Origin of the sequence: Amycolatopsis speibonae (assembly GCF_042647925.1) — a bacterium.
Lineage (GTDB): Bacteria > Actinomycetota > Actinomycetes > Mycobacteriales > Pseudonocardiaceae > Amycolatopsis > Amycolatopsis speibonae.
The window spans coordinates 39,256-56,664 of the sequence record NZ_JBHRWK010000013.1 but is presented as its reverse complement, the minus strand read 5'-3'; the positions used below and the strand labels follow the sequence as shown (position 1 = coordinate 56,664).

Below are 17,409 nucleotides of genomic sequence, written 5' to 3'. Positions count from 1 at the left end.
TGACCGTTCACTGAATCGTTCAGGCCCGGAAACCTTGCGGACAGAGAGGCCTCTGTGGACAAAACCTTCGCCGGAGCGAAGCTGCGGCATCTGCGCGAAAGCCGGTCCATGAGCCAGGCTGATCTCGCTCGTGTGCTGGAGATCTCACCCAGTTACCTCAATCAGATCGAGCACAACTCGCGTCCGCTGACCGTCCCGGTGCTCCTTCGCATCACGCAGGCGTTCGGAGTGGACACCGAGTTCTTCGCGAACAACGACACCGCCCGGCTGGTGGCGGACGTGAAAGAGGCACTGCTCGACGAGGTGCTCGGCGTGGACGTCACCAACAGCGAGCTCAACGACCTCGCCACGAACCTGCCGACGATCGCCCAAGCCCTGGTCAAACTGCACCGCAGCTACCGCAACGCCGTCGAGAACACCGCCGCGCTGACCACGGAAAACGGCCTCGGCCTGCACGGCAGCGCCGCCACCGCCCTGCCGCACGAAGAGGTCCGCGACTTCTTCTACGAACGGGAGAACTACGTCGCCGAGCTGGACGAACGCGCCGAACGGATGGCGCACGACATCCCGCTGCAACGCGGCCAGGTGCTCGCGGCGCTGAAGGAAGCCCTGATCCAGCGCTACGGCGTCGACGTCACCAGCGAAGGCATCGACGAGGTCAACGGCCAGCAGCACCGGTACGAACCGGGGCCCCGCGTGCTGAGGCTGGCGCCGAGCCTGCGCGTCGGGCAGCAGGCTTTCCGGATGGCTTCGCAGATCGCCCTGCTCGAATACGACGACCTGATCACCGAACTCGCCGACTCCTGGGCGTTCTCCGGGCCCGCCGCGCGTTCGCTGGCCCGGGTCGGGCTCGCGAACTACTTCGCGGGCGCCCTGATCCTCCCCTACGGGCCTTTCCTGTCCACCGCGGAACGCTTCCGCTACGACATCGAGCGGCTCTGCGACCACTTCGGCGTCGGCTTCGAAACCGTCTGCCACCGGCTCTCGACGTTGCAACGGCCCAAGAACCGCGGGGTGCCGTTCTCGTTCGTGCGCGTCGACCGGGCCGGGAACATGTCGAAACGCCAGTCCGCGGCCGGTTTCCACTTCTCCCGCGTCGGCGGCGCGTGTCCACTGTGGAACATCTACGAGGCGTTCACCCAGCCGGGCAAGATCCTCTCCCAGATCGCGACCCTGCCCGACGGCAAGAGCTACTTCTGGATCGCGCGGACGGTGTCGCGCAACATCGGCGGCTACGGCAGCCCCGGCAAGACGTTCACCGTCGGCCTCGGCTGCGAACTGCGGCACGCGAAACGGCTGGTCTATTCGACCGGGCTCGATCTCGACGACCGCGCCGCGGCCACCCCGATCGGCATGGGTTGCAAAGTCTGCGAACGCCCCGCCTGCTCGCAGCGCGCGTTCCCCACGATCGGCAAGCAGCTGACCGTGGACGAGAACACCAGCACCTTCGTCCCGTACCCGGCGGTGCCCAAGGCACCTTGAGCCGTCTTGATCTCCCTGGCAGGGTGGCCGACGACGGCCGCCTCCTGTGACGGCGGCCACCGCACTGGGGAGAATCGCATGATCTTGGTGACCGGGGCCGGCGGCAACGTCGGCTCGGAACTGACCAGAATCCTGGCCCGCGACGGGCATTCCGTCAGAGCACTGGTCCGCACGCCGCGGCCGCTGCCCGACGGCGTCGAAGGGGTGATGGGTGATCTCAACGAACCGACGAGCCTGAAGACCGCTCTGGACGACGTCCGGGCGGTCTTCTTGCTCGGCGGCTACGCCGACCTGCCCGGCGCGCTCGCGGTGATGCGGGACGCGGACGTCGAGCAGGTCACGCTGCTGTCGTCGCGTTCGGTCGTGGGCGGGCACTCCGGCAACACCGTCGCCGGGACGCATCTGGCGGCCGAGGCTTCGGTGCGCGCGTCGGAGCTGGCATGGACCTTCTTGCGACCGAGCGGGTTCATGTCGAACACGCTGCGTTGGGTCCCGCAGCTGCGGGCGGGGGACGTCGTCCGGGAGCCGTTCGCGAACGTGCCGGTGGCGACGATCGACCCGTACGACATCGCCGCCGTCGCCGCGGAATCCCTGACCACGCCGGGACACGAGGGCCGGGCGTACGCCATCACCGGTCCGGGCTCGCTCCGGCCCGGTGACCGGCTCCGTGTCCTGGGCGAACTGCTGGGACGGGAACTACGGCTGGAACCGCTGCCGGACGCCGAATCCCGGGTGACGACGAGCCCGGAGATGCCGGAGGAGTTCGACGACTCCGTGGTCACGGGTGCCGTCCAAGACCTCACCGGGCGGGCGCCGCGGCCTTTCGCGGACTGGGCGCGGACGCACCTCGGGGCCTTCCGCTAGCCCGCGTGTGTCATGAAAGGGCTTCACACCAAGAAGTGGAAGAGCGGGCTGCCCGGCTCCACCCGCTCCACCTGCAGCGGGCTCGTCTCCAGCCGGTGCAGCAGGCCCTCGAGGTCACCGGCCCGCGCGAGTTCGACGCCGATCAGCGCCGGGCCGGTCTCGCGGCTGTTGCGCTTCACGTACTCGAACCGCGTGATGTCGTCGTCCGGCCCGAGGACCTCGTCGAGGAACCGCCGCAGCGCGCCGGGCTCCTGCGGGAACCCCACCAGGAAGTAGTGCTTCAGCCCTTCGTGGATCAGCGATCGTTCGAGCACTTCGCCGTAGCGGCTGACGTCGTTGTTGCCGCCGGAGACGACACACACCACGATCTGGCCGGGGTCGATCTTCACCGTCGTGCCCAGCGCGGCGGTCGCGAGCGCCCCGGCGGGTTCCGCGATCACGCCGTCGGACTGGTACATCGCGAGCATTTCCGTGCAGATCGCGCCCTCGGCGACGTCGGTGAGTTCGACACCGCCATCGCGGACCAGCGGATACGTCACCGACCCGGCCAGCGCGACCGCGGCACCGTCCACGAAGGTGTCGACGGCTCCGAGCCGCACCGGTTCGCCGGCCGCCAGCGCGGCCGCCATGCAGGTCGCGCCCGCCGGTTCGACCCCGACGATCCGCATCTCCGGCGCCCGTTCCGCGGCCCACGCGGCGATTCCCGCGAGCAGGCCGCCCCCGCCGACCGGCACCACCATGACGTCCGGGACGAACCCGAGCTGCGCGACGACCTCCATCGCGACAGTGCCTTGCCCGGCGACCGTCTCCGGCGCGTCGAACGCGGGGACCAGCGTCGCGCCGGTGCTTTCCGCGTCCCGCTTCGCGGCGGTGAAGGCGTCTTCGTAGGTCTCCCCGATGACGATGACCTCGATATGCGAGCCGCCCAGCGTCGCGATCCGTTCGCGCTTCTGCCGGGGAGTCGTGCCGGGCACGTAGACGCGGCCCTTCGCGCCGAGACGGCGGCACGCGTACGCGACCCCCTGCGCGTGGTTGCCCGCGCTGGCGCAGACGACACCGCGCTCCCGGTGCTCCGCGTCGAGCTGGACGATGAAGTTGTAGGCGCCGCGGATCTTGTACGAGCGCACGGTCTGGAGGTCTTCGCGTTTGAGCCAGACCCGGGCGTCGACCCGCGCCGAGAGCCGCTCGTTCGGTTCGAGCGGCGTGCGGGTCACCACCCCGGCCAGTCGCTTGGCGGCCTCTTCGACCGTTCGGGCGCTCACCGTTTCGATCCCTTGCACGAATGCTGAATGTACCGACCGCCCCCGGCCACGGCGGAGAGTGGTCCGTGCCGGGGCGCTCGAGCCAGTTCGCAAGTTGTCGGGGGCTTGTGGTCAACTGGTCGCCATGGTGAGCAAGGTCGACGGAGTCCGGAGTCTCGATGCGTTGCGCGAGCTGGTCCACAGCGGCGCGGAGCCCGAGTACCAGCTCTTCTACGGCCACACCCCGCTCAAGAGCGGCCGGGTCAACGCGGCCTGCCTGAGCCAGTGGTGGCACGCGCCGTTCGTCGCGGGCGGCGAGCAGTACCCGACGGCCGAGCACTTCATGATGGCGAGCAAGGCCGAACTGTTCGGCGACCTCGAAGCCGCGGAGGCGATTCGTCAGGCGCCGGACCCCAAGACCGCCAAGATCCTCGGCCGCGAGGTCACCGGTTTCGACGGCGAACTGTGGGAGCGGCACCGCTACGACATCGTCATCGACGGGAACCTGGAGAAGTTCCGCCAGCACGCCGAACTGCGCGAGTTCCTGCTGAGCACGGGCGACAAGGTGATCGTCGAGGCGTCGAAGATGGACCTGGTCTGGGGCAGCGGCGTCGCCCGCGAGGACAAGAACGCCACCCGCCCCGACTATTGGCGCGGGCAGAACCTCCTGGGCTTCGCGCTCATGGAGGTCCGCGAGCAGCTGCGCGGCTAGTCTTCGACGAGATCCGTCTCTGATCACGCGAGTTACGAGTCGGCGCCCAGCGTCTTCTGGAGCGCCTTGTTCGCCTTCCGCGCCATGTCCGCGACAGCCTCACGACGGGCGGCGTCGGCGGCGTAGTCGTCCTGCCGGTTCCGGACGACGCGCGCCGGTGAACCGACGGCGATCGAGTAGTCCGGGATGTCGCCCCGCACCACGGCGTGCGCGCCGAGGACACAGCCGCGGCCGACCCTCGTGCCCTTGAGCACGGAGACCTTGGTGCCGATCCAGGTGTCCGGCCCGATCCGCACCGGCGACTTCACGATGCCCTGATCCTTGATCGGGACGGTGATGTCGGTGGTGACATGGTCGAAGTCGCAGATGTACACCCAGTCCGCGACGAGAGTGGCCGCGCCGAGTTCGATGTCGAGATAGCCGTTGAGGACGTTCTGGCGCCCGAACACCGCCTTGTCGCCGATGCGCAGCGAACCCTCGTGGCAGCGGATCGCGTTGCCGTCGCCGATGTGCACCCAGCGGCCGATCTCCAGCCGCCCGTAGCCGGGACGGCAGTGGATCTCGACGTCCTTGCCGAGGAAGACCATCCCCCGCAGGATGATGTGCGGGTGCGCGACGCGGAACTTCAGCAGCCGCCAGTACCGGACCAGGTACCAAGGCGTGTACGCGCGGTTCCGCAGCACCCAGCGCAGCGAGTCCTTGGTCAGGAACTTCGCCTGACGCGGATCCCGGCGGGCCTGGCCCCAGGCACGGAGCCGCGACAGCGCGGGCGCACCCCACATGGACGTCATACCGGTGACCGTAACCTGTGATCAGGCCGTCGACCGCAAAGGGGAGCACGCGCATGCGCACCAAGCTGATCATCGACACCGACCCGGGGGTCGACGACGCCTTCGCGCTGGCACTGGCCACGCGATCCGAGGACGTCGACCTGCTCGGTGTGACCACGGTGTTCGGCAACGTCCCGCTGAGCCACACCACCGCCAACGCCCGCCGCCTGCTGCAGCTCTTCGGCCGCGAGGACGTGCCCGTCGCCGCCGGTGCCGCGCGGCCGCTGATCTACGACAACGCCAAGCCCGCCGGGTTCGTCCACGGCGAGGACGGCCTGTCCGGCCACGCCGGCACGCTGCCGGAGGCGAAGCGCCCGCTCGACGGACGCGGCGCCGTCCGCCTGCTGGCAGACCTGCTCGAAGCCGCCGACGAGCCGGTGACCATCGCCCCGATCGGGCCGCTCACGAACATCGCGCTGCTGCTGGCGGCGCATCCCGAGCTCCACGAGAAGATCGGCCGGATCGTCATCATGGGCGGCGGGGTGACCAAGGGGAACTCCACCACGGCCGCCGAGTTCAACATCTGGAGCGACCCCGAGGCCGCGCGCCGGGTGCTGGTCGACGGGGACGTCCCGACGGTGCTGGTCCCGCTCGACATCACCCACCAGTGCTCGGTCGACACCGGCTGGCTCGGCAAACTCGCCGCGTCCGGCCCGCTCGGCGCCGCGCTCGAAGCGCTGACACCGACCTACGTGAAGCACTACACCCCGATCCTCGGCTCGCCCGGGATGGTCATGCACGACGCGGTCGCGGTGGCCGAAGCGATCCAGCCGGGCCTCCTCCACACCGAGTCGTACCCCGTGGACGTCGAGTGCGGCTTCGGCCCCGCGCGCGGGGCGACACTCGTAGACCGGCGAAGGCTGCGAAGCACCGATCCGCAGGCCGTGCCGGGCCGCACCATCGACGTCGCGCTGACCACCGACGTCGACGCCTTCCGCGAGTTCGTCCTCGGCCGGATCACCGGAGGCCGGTGATGGAAAAGGAAACCTCCCGCCGCCGCAGACTTCCGGTGATCATCGCCGCCGTCGTCGTCGCGGGCGCCGCCCTGATCGCCGCCATCACCTTCGCGCCGAAGGACGAGCCGAAGTCGGAGGCCGCCGCGGTCCAGTCGTCGGCGCCGCCCGCGCCGCCGTCGTCGTCCGCTCCCGCGGAAATACCGAAGGAACAGCCGAAGGTCCCCCAGCAGATGGGGCAGGAGTTCGACGCCTGGGTGTCGAAGACCAGCGGCTGGCTCGACATCCCGTTGCGCGCGATGACCGGCTACGCGAAGACCACCGTGACGCTGAGCAAGGAGACGCCCGGCTGCCGGCTGTCCTGGGTGACACTGGCGGCGCTCGGGAAGATCGGCTCGGACCACGGCCGCGCCACCGGTTCGAGCCTGAACGCCGACGGCGTGATGACCGTGCCGCTCGGCTCGGTCGAGGTCCGCGACTTCTACAACAAGGTCGTCTCGTCGGCGAACGCCAGCGGCCCGCTGCAGCTGACACCGTCGGTGTGGAACCAGTTCCAGGCCTCGGCGAGCGGCGGGAAACCGAACCAGCAGAACATCGACGACGCCACGCTCACCGCCGGGCGCGCCCTGTGCGCGGGCGGACGCGACCTCGGCCAGGGGCAGACGTGGTGGAGCGCGGTGAGCACCCTGCAGCCCGCGCCGCTGCTGATGCACCGCACGCTCGCGACGGTGAACGTCTACGGCACGGTCGGCCAGAACCCGCAGCCGCCGAACGCGGCGGCGCTGAGCGCGGTCAACTTCGCCATCGACAAGATCGGCCTGCCCTACGTCTGGGGCGGCAACGGCACCGGCGGCGGCGACCCCGGTTTCGACTGCTCCGGCCTGACGACGGCCGCGTACGCGAGCGCCGGCGTCAAGCTCATGCGCACCGCCCACACGCAGTACCACAGCGTGGCCAGGGTGACCGATCCCCAGCTGGGCGACCTGATCTTCTACGGCGAGCCGAACACGAAGATCCACCACGTCGGGCTGTACATCGGGAACCAGCAGATGATCGACGCCCCGCAGACCGGGCAGGCGGTGCAGGTGCACACCTACCGGAAGCAGGGCGACGACTACGCAGGGGCCGGCCGCCCGGCGGCCTGACCGCTGCCGTCCGCGAAGAAGTCGGCGAGAGCGCGGGCGATCCGGCCGGACGCGTTCTCGGTGGGGATGTGCGCCGCTCCCGGGATGCGCAGGAGCCGGGTTCGCGGGATCTCCGAGGCGAACTTCTCGGCGTACTCCACCTTCCCGAAGCGGTCGTCCTCGCCCCAGATCAGCAGCTTGGGAGCGGCGGACCGCCGCAGCGCGGGTACGAGATCGAGGGTGTGGCGGCTATCGGCCGCGCCCGCCATGGCAATCCAGGAGCGTCGGGCCCGCGGATCGGTCCACGGACCCAGATAGTCGTCGATCCGCTGCTCGGTGGCGGCGCCGGCCAGATCGGCCGTCACGGCGTCCCTTCGGGCCCCGAGGAAGTCTTCGGCGGCGGCCGCCGTGTCCAGAAGCCGGGCGACGTGGGGTGCCGGCCAGGAGTCGTAGAGCACCGAGTTGACCAGGGCCAGCCGGGAAACCGCCGTCCGATCGTGCGCCAGGAGATGCTGGGCGACGGCGCCTCCGATGTCATGACCCGCCACCGCGACCGGCCCGGAGATCTTCACCGCGGACACGAATCGCGTCACCCAACCGGCCAGGGCCGGGACAGTCGCCGTCTCCCGGGTGAGCTCGCCCCCTGACCGCCCCATCCCCGGGAAATCGACGGCATAGGGCCGAAGTCCCGCCTCCGCGAGGCGGCCCAGCACCGGAAGCCACACCCGGCTCCAGTACGTCCCGTGCAGCAGCACCACGGCGGGGCCGTCCCTGCCCGCGGTCAGATAGCTGCAGCTTTCGCCGTCGACCTGTACCTCGGTCCTCGACACGCCGGTTTCAAGGAATCCCTCCATGGAGCCACTGTTCCCCGGGGGCCGGCTCCGGCCAAGTGGCAGGAAAGACACCTATCGACATATTCCTGCCACGGAAGTCGCGGCGCCCAGGGCGAGCTTCACGACGTCGATGCCGACAGGCGTCCGGTGGGTGTCCAGATCCGTGATCCGCCGGGAGCGTTCGAGCAGGGCCGCGAGCGCGATCCGGACCTCCATCCGGGCGAGGTGCGCACCCAGGCAGAAGTGGACGCCGTGGCCGAAGGACAGGTGAGGGTTGGCGGCCCGGTCCGGGTCGAAGGTGTGCGGGTCGGCGAAGACCTCGGGGTCGCGGTTGGCCGCCGTGATCATCGCGACGACCCGTTGCCCCGGCTGGAGTTCCCGGCCGCCGAGGGTGGTGGGCCGGGTGACGAACCGATCCGTCCCGCCCGTGGGCGGCAGGTAGCGGAGAACCTCCTCGACGGCCCGCCGCAGGTCGGCCGGTTTCGGCCGGGAAGCCAGGCACAGGACCGAATTCACCAGCAGTGACTTGGTGGTCTCGTGGCCGTTGATCAGGAGCAGCGCGCAGAAGCCGAGCACCTCGTCCTCGGTGAGGTCCGACGCCATCAGGGTGGCGATGATCCCGGACGGCCGCTCGGACTCCTCGCGGAAGAAGGCGCTCATTTCCGCCAGCGCCCGGTCGAAAGCGGTCCGGCGGGCCTCGTCCGCGGTGAAGGTGCCGAAGAACGACGTGATGGCCTCGGTCCACCGGACGAAATCCGGCCACCGCGACGACCGCACCCCGAGCAGGCCCGCGATCGTGTGCACCGAAAGCGGGTACGCCACCTCGCCGATCAGGTCGAAATCCGGTCCGGCGGCGTCGAGCAGCGCGTGGACCTTCGCCGTGATCACCGGTTCCAGCGACGCCACGGCCCGGGGCGTGAACACCTGGCTGACGATCCGGCGCAATACGTGATGCCGGGGCGGATCGGTCGCCAGCAGGCTGTTCATCAACGGGTTCGAGCCGTGCGGAACCGGCTGTGTGCTGTGGCGCAGCTCGTCGGAAGAGAACACCGCGTGGTCGGTGAGCACTCTGTCCACATCGGAATACCGGGTGGCCACCCAGCCGCCGAACGGCTCGGCGAACCGCACCGGACCCACTTCCTGCTCGTGGAAAGCGAAGATCTCCTCAAGGGGCATTTCCCCAGGGTGCTACCCGCCCGCGGCCGAGTCTTGGAAGAACCGGACACACGACGACCCGACCGCGCGCCGGAACTCCGCGAGCATGTGCGGCTGGTCGTAGAAGCCGCTTCGCACCGCTATCTCCGCCCAGTCCGGCGCCGGGGACGACCGCGCCAACGCCATCGCCTCGTGCAACCGAATCACCCTCGCGTACGCCTTCGGGCTCATCCCGACAGCCACCTGGAACCGCCGCCGCAGCTGCCGTTCGGACAAGCCGGCGGCGGCCGCGTGCCGGGACACCGGCGCCCCTGGAGCCGCGCGGATGGCCCGGAGCACCGGGTCCATCGCCCGATCGGCCTGCCGGGCCGGCGCCCGCAACGCCCGCAACCCGTCGTCGAGCCCCGAACCGGGGATCCGTATCCCCGCCAACGGCACCTCGTCCGCGGCGACCCCCAGCACCGAGGCGCACGTCCCCGGCCGCAGCCGGATCCCCGTCAACGGCTCGGTCAGGCTGCCGGTCCTGGACTCGGTCTCCGGCCCGGTCAGCCACAACGACCCGTCCGCGAACACCAGCAGATCCACGAACGGCTGCGGCAACGCGAGCGGGAGTTCCCCACTGCGCCGCCACACGCGGCTGACGCGGCCGCGCAGCTCGGCGGGCGGAACGACATCGCTGGTCACCTCCCGAAGTGAACCTCGGACAAGCGCTCCCCGCCACCGAAATTCGGTGCCTATAGTGACCGCGTGTATTCACCGATCCCGGTCCTGAACGAGCTGAAGGACCTCTACGACTCGACCCGCGACTTCCTCGCCGACGGCTTCGAGCTGTACGACTACGACGACAAGAAGAGCTTCCCCCAGGAACTGGACGATCCGGAGTTCCTGTCGCGGTTGATCCCCATCGCCCAGGCGAACGGGAGCGGCTCGACGTACGCGATCTGGCGATCCTCCGACGAACCGGATCTCGCCCTGCTGCCCGTCGTGGTCTTCGGCGACGAGGGCGGCGAACAGGTCGTCGCCCGCGACCTCCGGGATCTCCTGCGGCTGCTGGGGTTCGACGCCGAGATCACGGTCGGCCACGACTCGGCCTACTACTTCCGGGACGAGGACGACGACCACAGCGGCTCGCACGAGATGTTCGTCGAATGGCTTCGGGAGCGTGGCCTGGCACCGGCCGAGGATCCGGACGCCGTGATCGCCGCCGCTCAGGAGATCCACGGGGAACGGTTCCGGGCGTGGATCACCCCGTTCCACGAGAAGGTCGGCTGGGCCTGATTCAGGACTTGCGCTGGGCCTCGAACATGGCGATCAGCCGCTCAGGGACGTCGTCGCCGAAGATGCTTTCGATCATGACGTCCTCCTCGATGATCGTCTCGCTGCGGACGAACATCGCCGGCTCGTACTCGGCGAGCGCGGCCTCGACGTCGCCGGGACGCGCCGCGAGGGCCTTGCCGAGTTCGGCGCCGTCGAGCATGGCCAGGTTGGCGCCTTCCCCGTTCGCCAGCGCGAGATGGGCGGCGTCGCCGAGCAGGGTCACGCCAGGGACCCGATCCCACCGCAGCCCGAACGGCAACGCGTAGGCGGGACGGTGGATCGGCGCGATGTCGCTCTCGGCGATCAGCGCGGTGAGCTCCGGCGACCAGCCGTCGAACTCCGCCACCAGCCGCGCCTTGGCCGCTTCGGTGTCGGCGAAGTCGATGGCGTCGAACCAGTCCATCGGCCGGACGAGCTCCACGTAGGCGTGCAAGGTGTCACCGGCTTCCCGGTGGGCGTTGATCCCCATGCCGGGCGTGGTCCCGTTCCCGAACATCGAACCGCCGCCGACCGTTTTCGCCACGTCGGCGTGCCGGGTGTCGGCCTCGTACAGGTACGTCTCGACGATCGACGTACCGCTGTACTCGGGGACGGCATCGGTGAGCAGCGGCCGGATCCGCGACCACGCGCCGTCCGCGCCGACCAGGAGCCCGGCGACGACAGCGGTGCCGTTTTCGAACTTCACCTCGTGGCGGCCGTCCGCCAGTGTCCGGGCGCCGGTGACCTTGTGGCCCCAGCGCACGGTGCCCTCGGGGAGCGAGTCGAGCAGCATCTTCCGCAGGTCCCCGCGCTGCGCCTCGGGACGGCCGCCCGTGCCGTCGTCGGCCCGCTCGAACAGGACGGTCCCGTCGATGTCGAGGACCCGCAGCGCCTGGCGGCCCTCCAGGACGATGCCGCGGAACTCGTCCATGAGTTCCGCCGCCTCGAGGGCGAGCTGGCCGTTGTAGTCGTGGATGTCGAGCATCCCGCCCTGCGAACGCGCGGCCGGGGACGCCTCCGCTTCGTAGACGGCGGACGGGATGCCGTGGACGTGCAGGACGCGGGCCAGCGTGAGGCCGCCGAGCCCGGCGCCGATGATCGTGACCGGTGTGTTCATGGTGACTCCTCAGGATCGCGACTGGAATGACATTCCAGAGACTGTCGCGGGCCGCTGGCAGACCACGCACACGACGCTGGCACCGGCCTGGCACGTCCTGTCAGCCGAAGAACTCGACAGCGTCGTACTCGCCCCAGCCGGGGTCCCCGGTCTTCGCGAACGCGACCCACGCGCCGTGCATCCTGGCCGCGAGCCCGTCCGGGGCGGGATCGGGGCCGAGGAGCCCCGCGTCCCCGTGCAGCCACGGCTCGTCGGCGACGTCGAAGACGAACGGCAGCTCGACGGTGTGGGCGGCGCCGAGCCGTCCGTCCAGCGCCGTCGAGCGGTAGCCGAACGAGTAGACATACGTGCGGCCGTCCGAGCTCCGCGCGTGGGCCCGCGCCATCCGCGCCGTTCCGGCCCCGAACAACGTCTCCCCGAGCTCGCCGGGATTCGCGGCGCCGTAAAGGTTTCCTTCCTCGGTGGTGGTGCCGATGAGCAGATCGACGTCGCCACCGAGGAGACCGTCGGCGGGCTGGACCGGCAGCACCAGGCTGAACGGGCTCAACCCGGCCAGCGGATCCGAAGCGGTCTCGGTCCGCAGATCGAGACCGGCCAGCGCGGGCAGGATCTCCAGGAATCGCTCGTCCGGGATCTCCCCGAACGCTTCCGCGGTGGACTCGATGCCCAGCGCCGAAGCCGCCGCCGCGGTGACCCGGGCCGCCTGCTCCGGCGTGAAGGCGCCCGTCCCGCTGCCGCTCTGGATGATCGCCCGTCGAAACAGCCCCTTGGCCTGCGGAGTCGCCAGCAACGCCCCGGTGAGCGTGGCCCCCGCGGACTGCCCGAAGACGGTGACGTTGTCCGGATCGCCGCCGAACACGGCGACCGTGTCCCGCACCCAGCCGAGCGCGGCGAGCACGTCGAGCAGCCCCCGGTTGGCCGGTGCGTCCTCCAGATCGAGGAAACCGGGGACGCCGAGGCGGTAGTTCACCGTCACCAGGACGACGCCGTCGCGCGCGAACGCCCGCCCGTCGTAGAGCGCGGCGCGGGTCGAACCGGTGACGAATCCGCCACCGTGCACGAAGACCAGCACGGGACGCTTGCCGTCGTCGGCGGCGGGCGTCCGGACGTCGACGGTCAGGTACTCCTCGCCCCGCACCCAGCCCGGTCCGAAGTACGGATTCATGTCGAGCCGGCCGAAGTCGCGTACGGGCTGGGGAGCCGTCGGCGAGGGCCCGGTCCCGTCGCGGACGCCGGACCAGCCCGGATGTGGCGCCGGCGGACGGAAGCGGCCGGGACCGTGCGGAGCGGCCGCGTACGGGATGGCGCGGTAGAGCTCGCCGAAGGAGTCGCGGCGGCCGCGCACGACGCCCGCCGGTGTTTCTGCTTGCGGGGACACGAAGAAACTCCTCTCAGGAAAGGTGGGGGAAGGCGGCCCACCGCGCGATCGCGAACTTCGACCCCCGGCGCTCGACCCGCACGGCGCCTTGGGCACCGAAGTGCGCCGGGAACACGAGCGCGTCGCCGTCGGCGGCCTGGCCGAGCAGCTTGTGCCGGGTCGCCCGGGAACCGGCCGGGTCTTCGCAATAGGGCGAGTTGGTGTCCGGCTCCACGATCTGCAGCGCGGTGTGCACGAGATCCCCCACGAACAGCGCCCTTTCCCCGCCCGACTCCAAGGTGAGCACGGACGAACCGGGGGTGTGGCCGGGGGCGAGGTCGAGCCGCAGGTTCCGGTCGATGCGGTGAGTGTCGTCCCACAGGTGGGTCAGTCCCGCTTCGCGCACCGGCGCGACGCTGTCTTCGAAGACGTTCTGATTTCCGCGTCCCAGCACGGAATCGTGCGCTTCGGCGGGATTCCAGAACTCGAAGTCGGGCCGCGGCATCAAGTAGGTGGCGTTCGGGAAGGTCGGCACCCAGGTACGGCCTTCGAGCCGGGTGTTCCAGCCGACGTGGTCGATGTGCAGATGCGTGTTGACCACGACGTCGACGTCCTCGGGCCGCACACCGGCGGCCGCGAGGTTGTCGAGATAGGCGGTGTCGAGCCGGTTCCACACCGCCGCGTAGGGCCGGTCCTTGTGGTTGCCGACCCCGGTGTCGACGAGGATCGTGCGTCCTTCGCTGCGGATAAGCCAGGACTGGAGCGCCGCGTGGCATTCGTTGGTCTCGGGGTTCCAGAAGTCGGGCGCGAGCCAGCCGCGGTGTTCGTCCCACGAGCCGTCCGGGCTGTCCGGCAGGAATTCGGCCGGGGTCATGCCGAGCGAGCCGTAGAACTCCTTGACGCGGGTGACCGTGACGTCCCCGATGGTGATCTCTTCCATGTGACCGAGCCTGATCATCCGGCCGGGCGGGGACCACGCCCCGCTTGTCCTCCCACTGGGAGGGTGTGGCTGAGGCGGACCAGGCCACGGATACTCGGGTTCATGGACGGACCTGGACCGCTCGGCGACTTCCTGCGTGCCCGACGAGCCGGGCTGCGGCCGGAAGACGTCGGCCTGCGTGCCTTCGGGCCGCGCCGCCGGGTGGCCGGACTGCGGCGTGAGGAGCTGGCCCAGCTCGCCGGTGTCAGCGTCTCGTACTACGCGCGGCTGGAACAGGGCATGTCACGCGGTGCTTCGGCCGAGGTGCTGGACGCCATCGCCCGCGCGCTCCGGCTCGACGTCCACGAACGCGAACACCTCGGCCGTCTCGCCGGCGCCACCCGCCACACGACGCGGGCGCGCCGTCCACGGCCCGAGAAGCTCCACGACGAGACACGGGACCTCCTGGGCACCGTCGACGCGCCCGCGCTGGTGCTCGGCCGCCGCTCGGACGTCCTGGCGTGGAACGCCCTCGGCCACGCCCTGCTGGGCGGGCACCTGGACTTCGACGCCCCGGACGACCCGGCGCGACGGCCGAACATCGGCCGGATGCTGTTCCTGGACCCGCACAACCGGGAGCTGTACGTCGACTGGAAGCGGAAGATCCGCGCGGTGGTCGGGAATCTGCGGATCGCGGTCGGCAGGCATCCCGACGACCCGCTGCTCGCGGAGCTGATCGGCGAGCTGACGATGAAGAGCCCCGAGTTCGTCTCGCTCTGGGGCGATCACCGCGTCCAACCCTGTGACGCGGCGTCCTACGAGCTGCACCATCCGGTCGTCGGCAGGGTGACGGTGACGCAGCAGACGCTGTCGATCGCCCGTTCACCGGACCAGTCGCTGATCGTGTGCACGACCCCCGCGGACTCCCCCGGCGCGCGGGCCCTCGCGCTGCTCCGGCAGGCGAGCTCAGACCTTGTCGTGCACGGTGACCGCGTAGCCGTCCGGGTCGGCGAAAGCGAACGTGCGGCCGAACGGTCCGTCGAACGGTTCCGTGAGGATGGAGACGTCCGCCGCGGCCAGCCGGTCGTGCAGCGCCTGGGCGTCGTCGGCGTGGAACCACAGCGCCACTCCTGAGCCCGGTCGCGGCGAAATCGCGTCCAGATCCAGTCCGGGCACCGGTTCCCGCACCGCGAACGGGATCGGCTCGGTGCCGAACACCACCGCGTGGGGCGGCGCGACGGGCAGCCTGCGCAGCCCGAGGTGGGTTTCGTAGAACGCGGCGGCGCGGTCGAGGTCGCGCACCTGCAGCGAAAGGAAAGAAGGTCCGGTCAGCGTCATGTCGTCCTCCATGTCAGGGTGTTGACATAGCGAAGGTATGTCATGATGCTGACATGAGTCAAGGCGAGACTGTCGGACCGCTGAGCCAGTCGGTGGGATACCTGCTGAAACGGGCCGCGACGGCGCTTCGCGTGGCCATGGACGCCGCTTTGCGCCCGCTCGACCTCACCGTGCCGCAGTACTCCTGCCTCGAAGTGCTGGCACAGCGGCCGGGACTGTCCAACGCGGAACTGGCCAGGGCCGTTTTCGTCACCCGCCAGTCGATGAACCTGGTGCTGCGCGGATTGCAGGACCGCGGCCTGGTCACCCGTCCGACGACGGCGCCGCAGGGCCGCGCCTTGCCCAGCACGCTCACCCCCGCCGGGCGTGCCCTGCTCCACGCCGCCAGCGGCCTCGTGCGCGCGGTGGAGAAACGGATGCTGGAGCCGTTTCCCGCGGCCGATCAGGACAGGCTGCTGCACGATCTCGCCGCCTGCACCGACGCGCTCTCCCCGAAGGAGTGACTCAGGACCTCGTGTTCACGAGCGTTTCCGGCTTGAACGCGAACACGTCGTCACCCTGGACGAGCACGTGCCATTCGCCGCAGACCTTGTCGGTCCGGCCCTCCTGTCCCTGCGGCCACCACTGGGCGGCGAGCGTGGCGGGCTGCGTCGAGGCCGCTCCCGGGCCACAGTCGGCGGGCAGGGTCCCGCCGGTGAACCGCAGGATCCGCTCCGAACCCGTCGTCCGGATGACCTCCGTGACAGCCCTCGCCCGGTCCGGTACCCACTCCGGCAGACGGGCGTTCTCGTCCCGTTTGCCCGCGGCGCCGGTCGTGTAGCCGACCGTCTTGACGTGGCCGTTCGCCTTTTCGGTCAGGCCTTCCTTGAGTCCGCAGCCGGACAGGGCGACCGTGGCCGTCGCGGCGGCGAGGATCGCCGCGGTGATCTTCGTGTTCATACCATCGAGTCAACCTCGCGGAAGCGTTCGCGGGATCGGACTTTCGGCTCGGCCGGGCCGCCATCCGGCCGATCTCCACGGCGGATAACCGCCAGCGCCCGCGGGCTCCGCGCACCACAGTGGTCGTCGTGACCTCGACGACAGACGCGCTGTCCGTACTCAAAGGCATGTACGCGGCGGAAGCCGGCTACTTCGCCGCGGGCGGCCCCGGCAAGGCGACCTTCGCGCCGCTCGCCTCGTTCTTCTCCCCCGATGTGGTGCTGCACCAGGCGGACGCCTTGCCGTACGGCGGAATCTGGCGCGGTCACGAAGGCATGGAACGATTCTTCCGCGCCATGGGCCACACCTGGGAGGTCTTCGACATGGTGGAGCAGAGCTTCCTGAGCGAGACCAGACCGCTGGTCGTCCTTACCCACGTGCACGTGCGGGCGAGGGCCACCGGCCGCGAACTGGACTTCCCGATCCTGCAGACGATCACCGTCGAGGACGGGCGCATCACCGAGGTGCGGCCGTTCTACTGGGACACCGCGGCGATCGCGGCGGCCTGCACGAACTACCATCCCACTGATGACCGCCTACCACGATCTTGACGTGTTCGAGGAAGCCGCTTCGCTGCCGGAGCGCCAGCAGAAGATCCTGCTGACCATCCGCGAATGGGTGGTGGAGCACGGGTACTCGCCGAGCACACGCGAGATCGGTGAAGCGGTCGGGCTGCGCTCGACGTCCTCGGTGTCGAAGCATCTGGCGGCGTTGGAGGAGAAGGGTTTCCTTCGCCGCAGCAGCTCCATTTCCCGCCCCATCGACGTCCGCGCCTTCCTGCACGGCACCACGTCGCGGGAATCCACAGAGGACTCCGTGCCGGTGCCCGTCGTCGGTGACATCGCGGCGGGAACGCCGATCTCGGCCGTCGAGCACGTCGACGACGTGATGAAACTTCCGCGCGAACTCACCGGCCGGGGCAACGTCTTCGGGCTGCGGGTGCGCGGCGACTCGATGATCGACGCGGCGATCTGCGACGGCGACATCGTCGTGGTGAAGCAGCAGCAGGAGGCGCACTCCGGTCAGATCGTCGCCGCGATGATCGACGAAGAGGCCACGGTCAAGGTGTACCGCCGCCGCGACGGCCACGTGTACCTCGAACCGCGCAACCCCGCCTACGACGTCATCGACGGTGACCGCGCGGCCGTGCTGGGCGTCGTGGTCTCGGTCCTGCGCAGCGTCTGAGCCGGTTTCTGTCGGTGGCCCGGGG

Annotated in this window: 19 protein-coding genes and 1 pseudogene; 10 read left to right on the top strand and 10 right to left on the bottom strand. The window is 70.1% G+C overall.

Annotation, left to right across the window (positions count from 1 at the left end; genetic code table 11):
• Nucleotides 1–54: 54 nt before the first annotated feature.
• A complete protein-coding gene (locus ACFOSH_RS07555) occupies nucleotides 55–1,482 on the top strand; it encodes a short-chain fatty acyl-CoA regulator family protein (protein WP_378237979.1) in 1,428 nt (475 codons plus the stop codon).
• A 78-nt stretch (nucleotides 1,483–1,560) separates the two neighbouring features.
• Nucleotides 1,561–2,346, top strand: a complete 786-nt coding sequence (locus ACFOSH_RS07550; protein WP_378237978.1) for an SDR family oxidoreductase — start codon at nucleotides 1,561–1,563, stop codon at nucleotides 2,344–2,346.
• Nucleotides 2,347–2,369: 23 nt separating this feature from the next.
• Here the strand turns inward: ACFOSH_RS07550 and ilvA are convergent, their stop codons facing one another.
• On the bottom strand, nucleotides 2,370–3,626 hold the full coding sequence (ilvA, locus tag ACFOSH_RS07545) for a threonine ammonia-lyase IlvA (RefSeq protein ID WP_378237977.1): 1,257 nt from the start codon (nucleotides 3,624–3,626) through the stop codon (nucleotides 2,370–2,372).
• 106 nt (nucleotides 3,627–3,732) lie between these two features.
• Between ilvA and ACFOSH_RS07540 the strand changes: the two genes are divergently transcribed.
• Nucleotides 3,733–4,299, top strand: a complete 567-nt coding sequence (locus ACFOSH_RS07540; RefSeq protein WP_378237976.1) for an NADAR family protein — start codon at nucleotides 3,733–3,735, stop codon at nucleotides 4,297–4,299.
• 32 nt (nucleotides 4,300–4,331) lie between these two features.
• Here ACFOSH_RS07540 and ACFOSH_RS07535 read toward each other — a convergent pair whose 3' ends face one another.
• The gene (locus tag ACFOSH_RS07535; RefSeq protein WP_378237975.1) at nucleotides 4,332–5,090 is read right to left on the bottom strand and encodes an acyltransferase; all 759 of its coding nucleotides are present in this window, start codon (nucleotides 5,088–5,090) and stop codon (nucleotides 4,332–4,334) included.
• 53 nt (nucleotides 5,091–5,143) lie between these two features.
• Between ACFOSH_RS07535 and ACFOSH_RS07530 the strand changes: the two genes are divergently transcribed.
• Nucleotides 5,144–6,103 (top strand): nucleoside hydrolase, encoded by a 960-nt coding sequence (locus ACFOSH_RS07530; RefSeq protein ID WP_378237974.1) that lies wholly within the window; start codon nucleotides 5,144–5,146, stop codon nucleotides 6,101–6,103.
• Nucleotides 6,103–7,227, top strand: coding sequence for a C40 family peptidase (locus ACFOSH_RS07525; protein WP_378237973.1), 1,125 nt, complete (start codon nucleotides 6,103–6,105; stop codon nucleotides 7,225–7,227). The genes ACFOSH_RS07530 and ACFOSH_RS07525 overlap by 1 nt, the downstream gene beginning before the upstream one ends.
• Here ACFOSH_RS07525 and ACFOSH_RS07520 read toward each other — a convergent pair.
• From ACFOSH_RS07520 to ACFOSH_RS07510, 3 genes are read right to left on the bottom strand one after another with little or no spacing between them, the layout of a single operon-like run.
• Nucleotides 7,197–8,060 (bottom strand): alpha/beta fold hydrolase, encoded by an 864-nt coding sequence (locus ACFOSH_RS07520; protein ID WP_378237972.1) that lies wholly within the window; start codon nucleotides 8,058–8,060, stop codon nucleotides 7,197–7,199. The two genes, ACFOSH_RS07525 and ACFOSH_RS07520, sit on opposite strands and share 31 nt — an antisense overlap.
• A 51-nt stretch (nucleotides 8,061–8,111) precedes the next feature.
• A complete protein-coding gene (locus ACFOSH_RS07515) occupies nucleotides 8,112–9,215 on the bottom strand; it encodes a cytochrome P450 (protein ID WP_378237971.1) in 1,104 nt (367 codons plus the stop codon).
• A gap of 12 nt (nucleotides 9,216–9,227) precedes the next feature.
• Entirely contained in the window at nucleotides 9,228–9,878 is a 651-nt protein-coding gene (locus ACFOSH_RS07510; protein ID WP_378237970.1) for a helix-turn-helix domain-containing protein, read from the bottom strand.
• A gap of 63 nt (nucleotides 9,879–9,941) precedes the next feature.
• Here ACFOSH_RS07510 and ACFOSH_RS07505 point away from each other — a divergent pair, with 63 nt between their 5' ends.
• A complete protein-coding gene (locus ACFOSH_RS07505; protein ID WP_378237969.1) occupies nucleotides 9,942–10,472 on the top strand; it encodes a hypothetical protein in 531 nt (176 codons plus the stop codon).
• Between the two features lies 1 nt (nucleotide 10,473).
• On the opposite strand, the gene ACFOSH_RS07500 is transcribed toward ACFOSH_RS07505, so the two are convergent.
• From ACFOSH_RS07500 to ACFOSH_RS07490, 3 genes are all read right to left on the bottom strand, one after another.
• Nucleotides 10,474–11,607 (bottom strand): FAD-dependent oxidoreductase, encoded by a 1,134-nt coding sequence (locus ACFOSH_RS07500; RefSeq protein WP_378237968.1) that lies wholly within the window; start codon nucleotides 11,605–11,607, stop codon nucleotides 10,474–10,476.
• Nucleotides 11,608–11,707: 100 nt separating this feature from the next.
• A complete protein-coding gene (locus ACFOSH_RS07495) occupies nucleotides 11,708–12,985 on the bottom strand; it encodes a carboxylesterase/lipase family protein (protein WP_378237967.1) in 1,278 nt (425 codons plus the stop codon).
• A 13-nt stretch (nucleotides 12,986–12,998) separates the two neighbouring features.
• Entirely contained in the window at nucleotides 12,999–13,904 is a 906-nt protein-coding gene (locus tag ACFOSH_RS07490) for an MBL fold metallo-hydrolase (protein WP_378237966.1), read from the bottom strand.
• Nucleotides 13,905–14,006: 102 nt separating this feature from the next.
• Here ACFOSH_RS07490 and ACFOSH_RS07485 point away from each other — a divergent pair.
• Nucleotides 14,007–14,825: pseudogene (locus tag ACFOSH_RS07485) on the top strand (helix-turn-helix domain-containing protein); the annotation flags it as partial.
• Between the two features lie 24 nt (nucleotides 14,826–14,849).
• On the opposite strand, the gene ACFOSH_RS07480 reads toward ACFOSH_RS07485, so the two are convergent.
• Entirely contained in the window at nucleotides 14,850–15,221 is a 372-nt protein-coding gene (locus ACFOSH_RS07480; RefSeq protein WP_378237965.1) for a VOC family protein, read from the bottom strand.
• Nucleotides 15,222–15,274: 53 nt separating this feature from the next.
• Between ACFOSH_RS07480 and ACFOSH_RS07475 the strand changes: the two genes are divergently transcribed.
• Complete coding sequence (locus ACFOSH_RS07475; RefSeq protein WP_378237964.1) at nucleotides 15,275–15,724, top strand: MarR family winged helix-turn-helix transcriptional regulator; 450 nt, start codon at nucleotides 15,275–15,277, stop codon at nucleotides 15,722–15,724.
• A 1-nt stretch (nucleotide 15,725) separates the two neighbouring features.
• Here the strand turns inward: ACFOSH_RS07475 and ACFOSH_RS07470 are convergent, their stop codons facing one another.
• Nucleotides 15,726–16,160, bottom strand: a complete 435-nt coding sequence (locus ACFOSH_RS07470; RefSeq protein WP_378237963.1) for a hypothetical protein — start codon at nucleotides 16,158–16,160, stop codon at nucleotides 15,726–15,728.
• Between the two features lie 128 nt (nucleotides 16,161–16,288).
• Between ACFOSH_RS07470 and ACFOSH_RS07465 the strand changes: the two genes are divergently transcribed.
• On the top strand, nucleotides 16,289–16,750 hold the full coding sequence (locus ACFOSH_RS07465; RefSeq protein ID WP_378237962.1) for a nuclear transport factor 2 family protein: 462 nt from the start codon (nucleotides 16,289–16,291) through the stop codon (nucleotides 16,748–16,750).
• Nucleotides 16,728–17,384 (top strand): transcriptional repressor LexA, encoded by a 657-nt coding sequence (gene lexA, locus ACFOSH_RS07460; protein WP_378237961.1) that lies wholly within the window; start codon nucleotides 16,728–16,730, stop codon nucleotides 17,382–17,384. The genes ACFOSH_RS07465 and lexA overlap by 23 nt, the downstream gene beginning before the upstream one ends.
• Nucleotides 17,385–17,409: the final 25 nt, after the last annotated feature.

What these genes read in the sequence shown, in the direction of transcription:
- ACFOSH_RS07550 (WP_378237978.1), top strand. Translation starts at nt 1,561, where the DNA reads ATGATCTTGGTGACCGGGGCCGGCGGCAACGTCGGCTCGGAACTGACC.
- ACFOSH_RS07540 (WP_378237976.1), top strand. Translation starts at nt 3,733, where the DNA reads ATGGTGAGCAAGGTCGACGGAGTCCGGAGTCTCGATGCGTTGCGCGAG.
- ACFOSH_RS07535 (WP_378237975.1), bottom strand. Translation starts at nt 5,090, where the DNA reads ATGACGTCCATGTGGGGTGCGCCCGCGCTGTCGCGGCTCCGTGCCTGG.
- ACFOSH_RS07530 (WP_378237974.1), top strand. Translation starts at nt 5,144, where the DNA reads ATGCGCACCAAGCTGATCATCGACACCGACCCGGGGGTCGACGACGCC.
- ACFOSH_RS07525 (WP_378237973.1), top strand. Translation starts at nt 6,103, where the DNA reads ATGGAAAAGGAAACCTCCCGCCGCCGCAGACTTCCGGTGATCATCGCC.
- ACFOSH_RS07520 (WP_378237972.1), bottom strand. Translation starts at nt 8,060, where the DNA reads ATGGAGGGATTCCTTGAAACCGGCGTGTCGAGGACCGAGGTACAGGTC.
- ACFOSH_RS07515 (WP_378237971.1), bottom strand. Translation starts at nt 9,215, where the DNA reads ATGCCCCTTGAGGAGATCTTCGCTTTCCACGAGCAGGAAGTGGGTCCG.
- ACFOSH_RS07500 (WP_378237968.1), bottom strand. Translation starts at nt 11,607, where the DNA reads ATGAACACACCGGTCACGATCATCGGCGCCGGGCTCGGCGGCCTCACG.
- ACFOSH_RS07490 (WP_378237966.1), bottom strand. Translation starts at nt 13,904, where the DNA reads ATGGAAGAGATCACCATCGGGGACGTCACGGTCACCCGCGTCAAGGAG.
- ACFOSH_RS07480 (WP_378237965.1), bottom strand. Translation starts at nt 15,221, where the DNA reads ATGACGCTGACCGGACCTTCTTTCCTTTCGCTGCAGGTGCGCGACCTC.
- ACFOSH_RS07475 (WP_378237964.1), top strand. Translation starts at nt 15,275, where the DNA reads ATGAGTCAAGGCGAGACTGTCGGACCGCTGAGCCAGTCGGTGGGATAC.
- ACFOSH_RS07470 (WP_378237963.1), bottom strand. Translation starts at nt 16,160, where the DNA reads ATGAACACGAAGATCACCGCGGCGATCCTCGCCGCCGCGACGGCCACG.
- lexA (WP_378237961.1), top strand. Translation starts at nt 16,728, where the DNA reads ATGACCGCCTACCACGATCTTGACGTGTTCGAGGAAGCCGCTTCGCTG.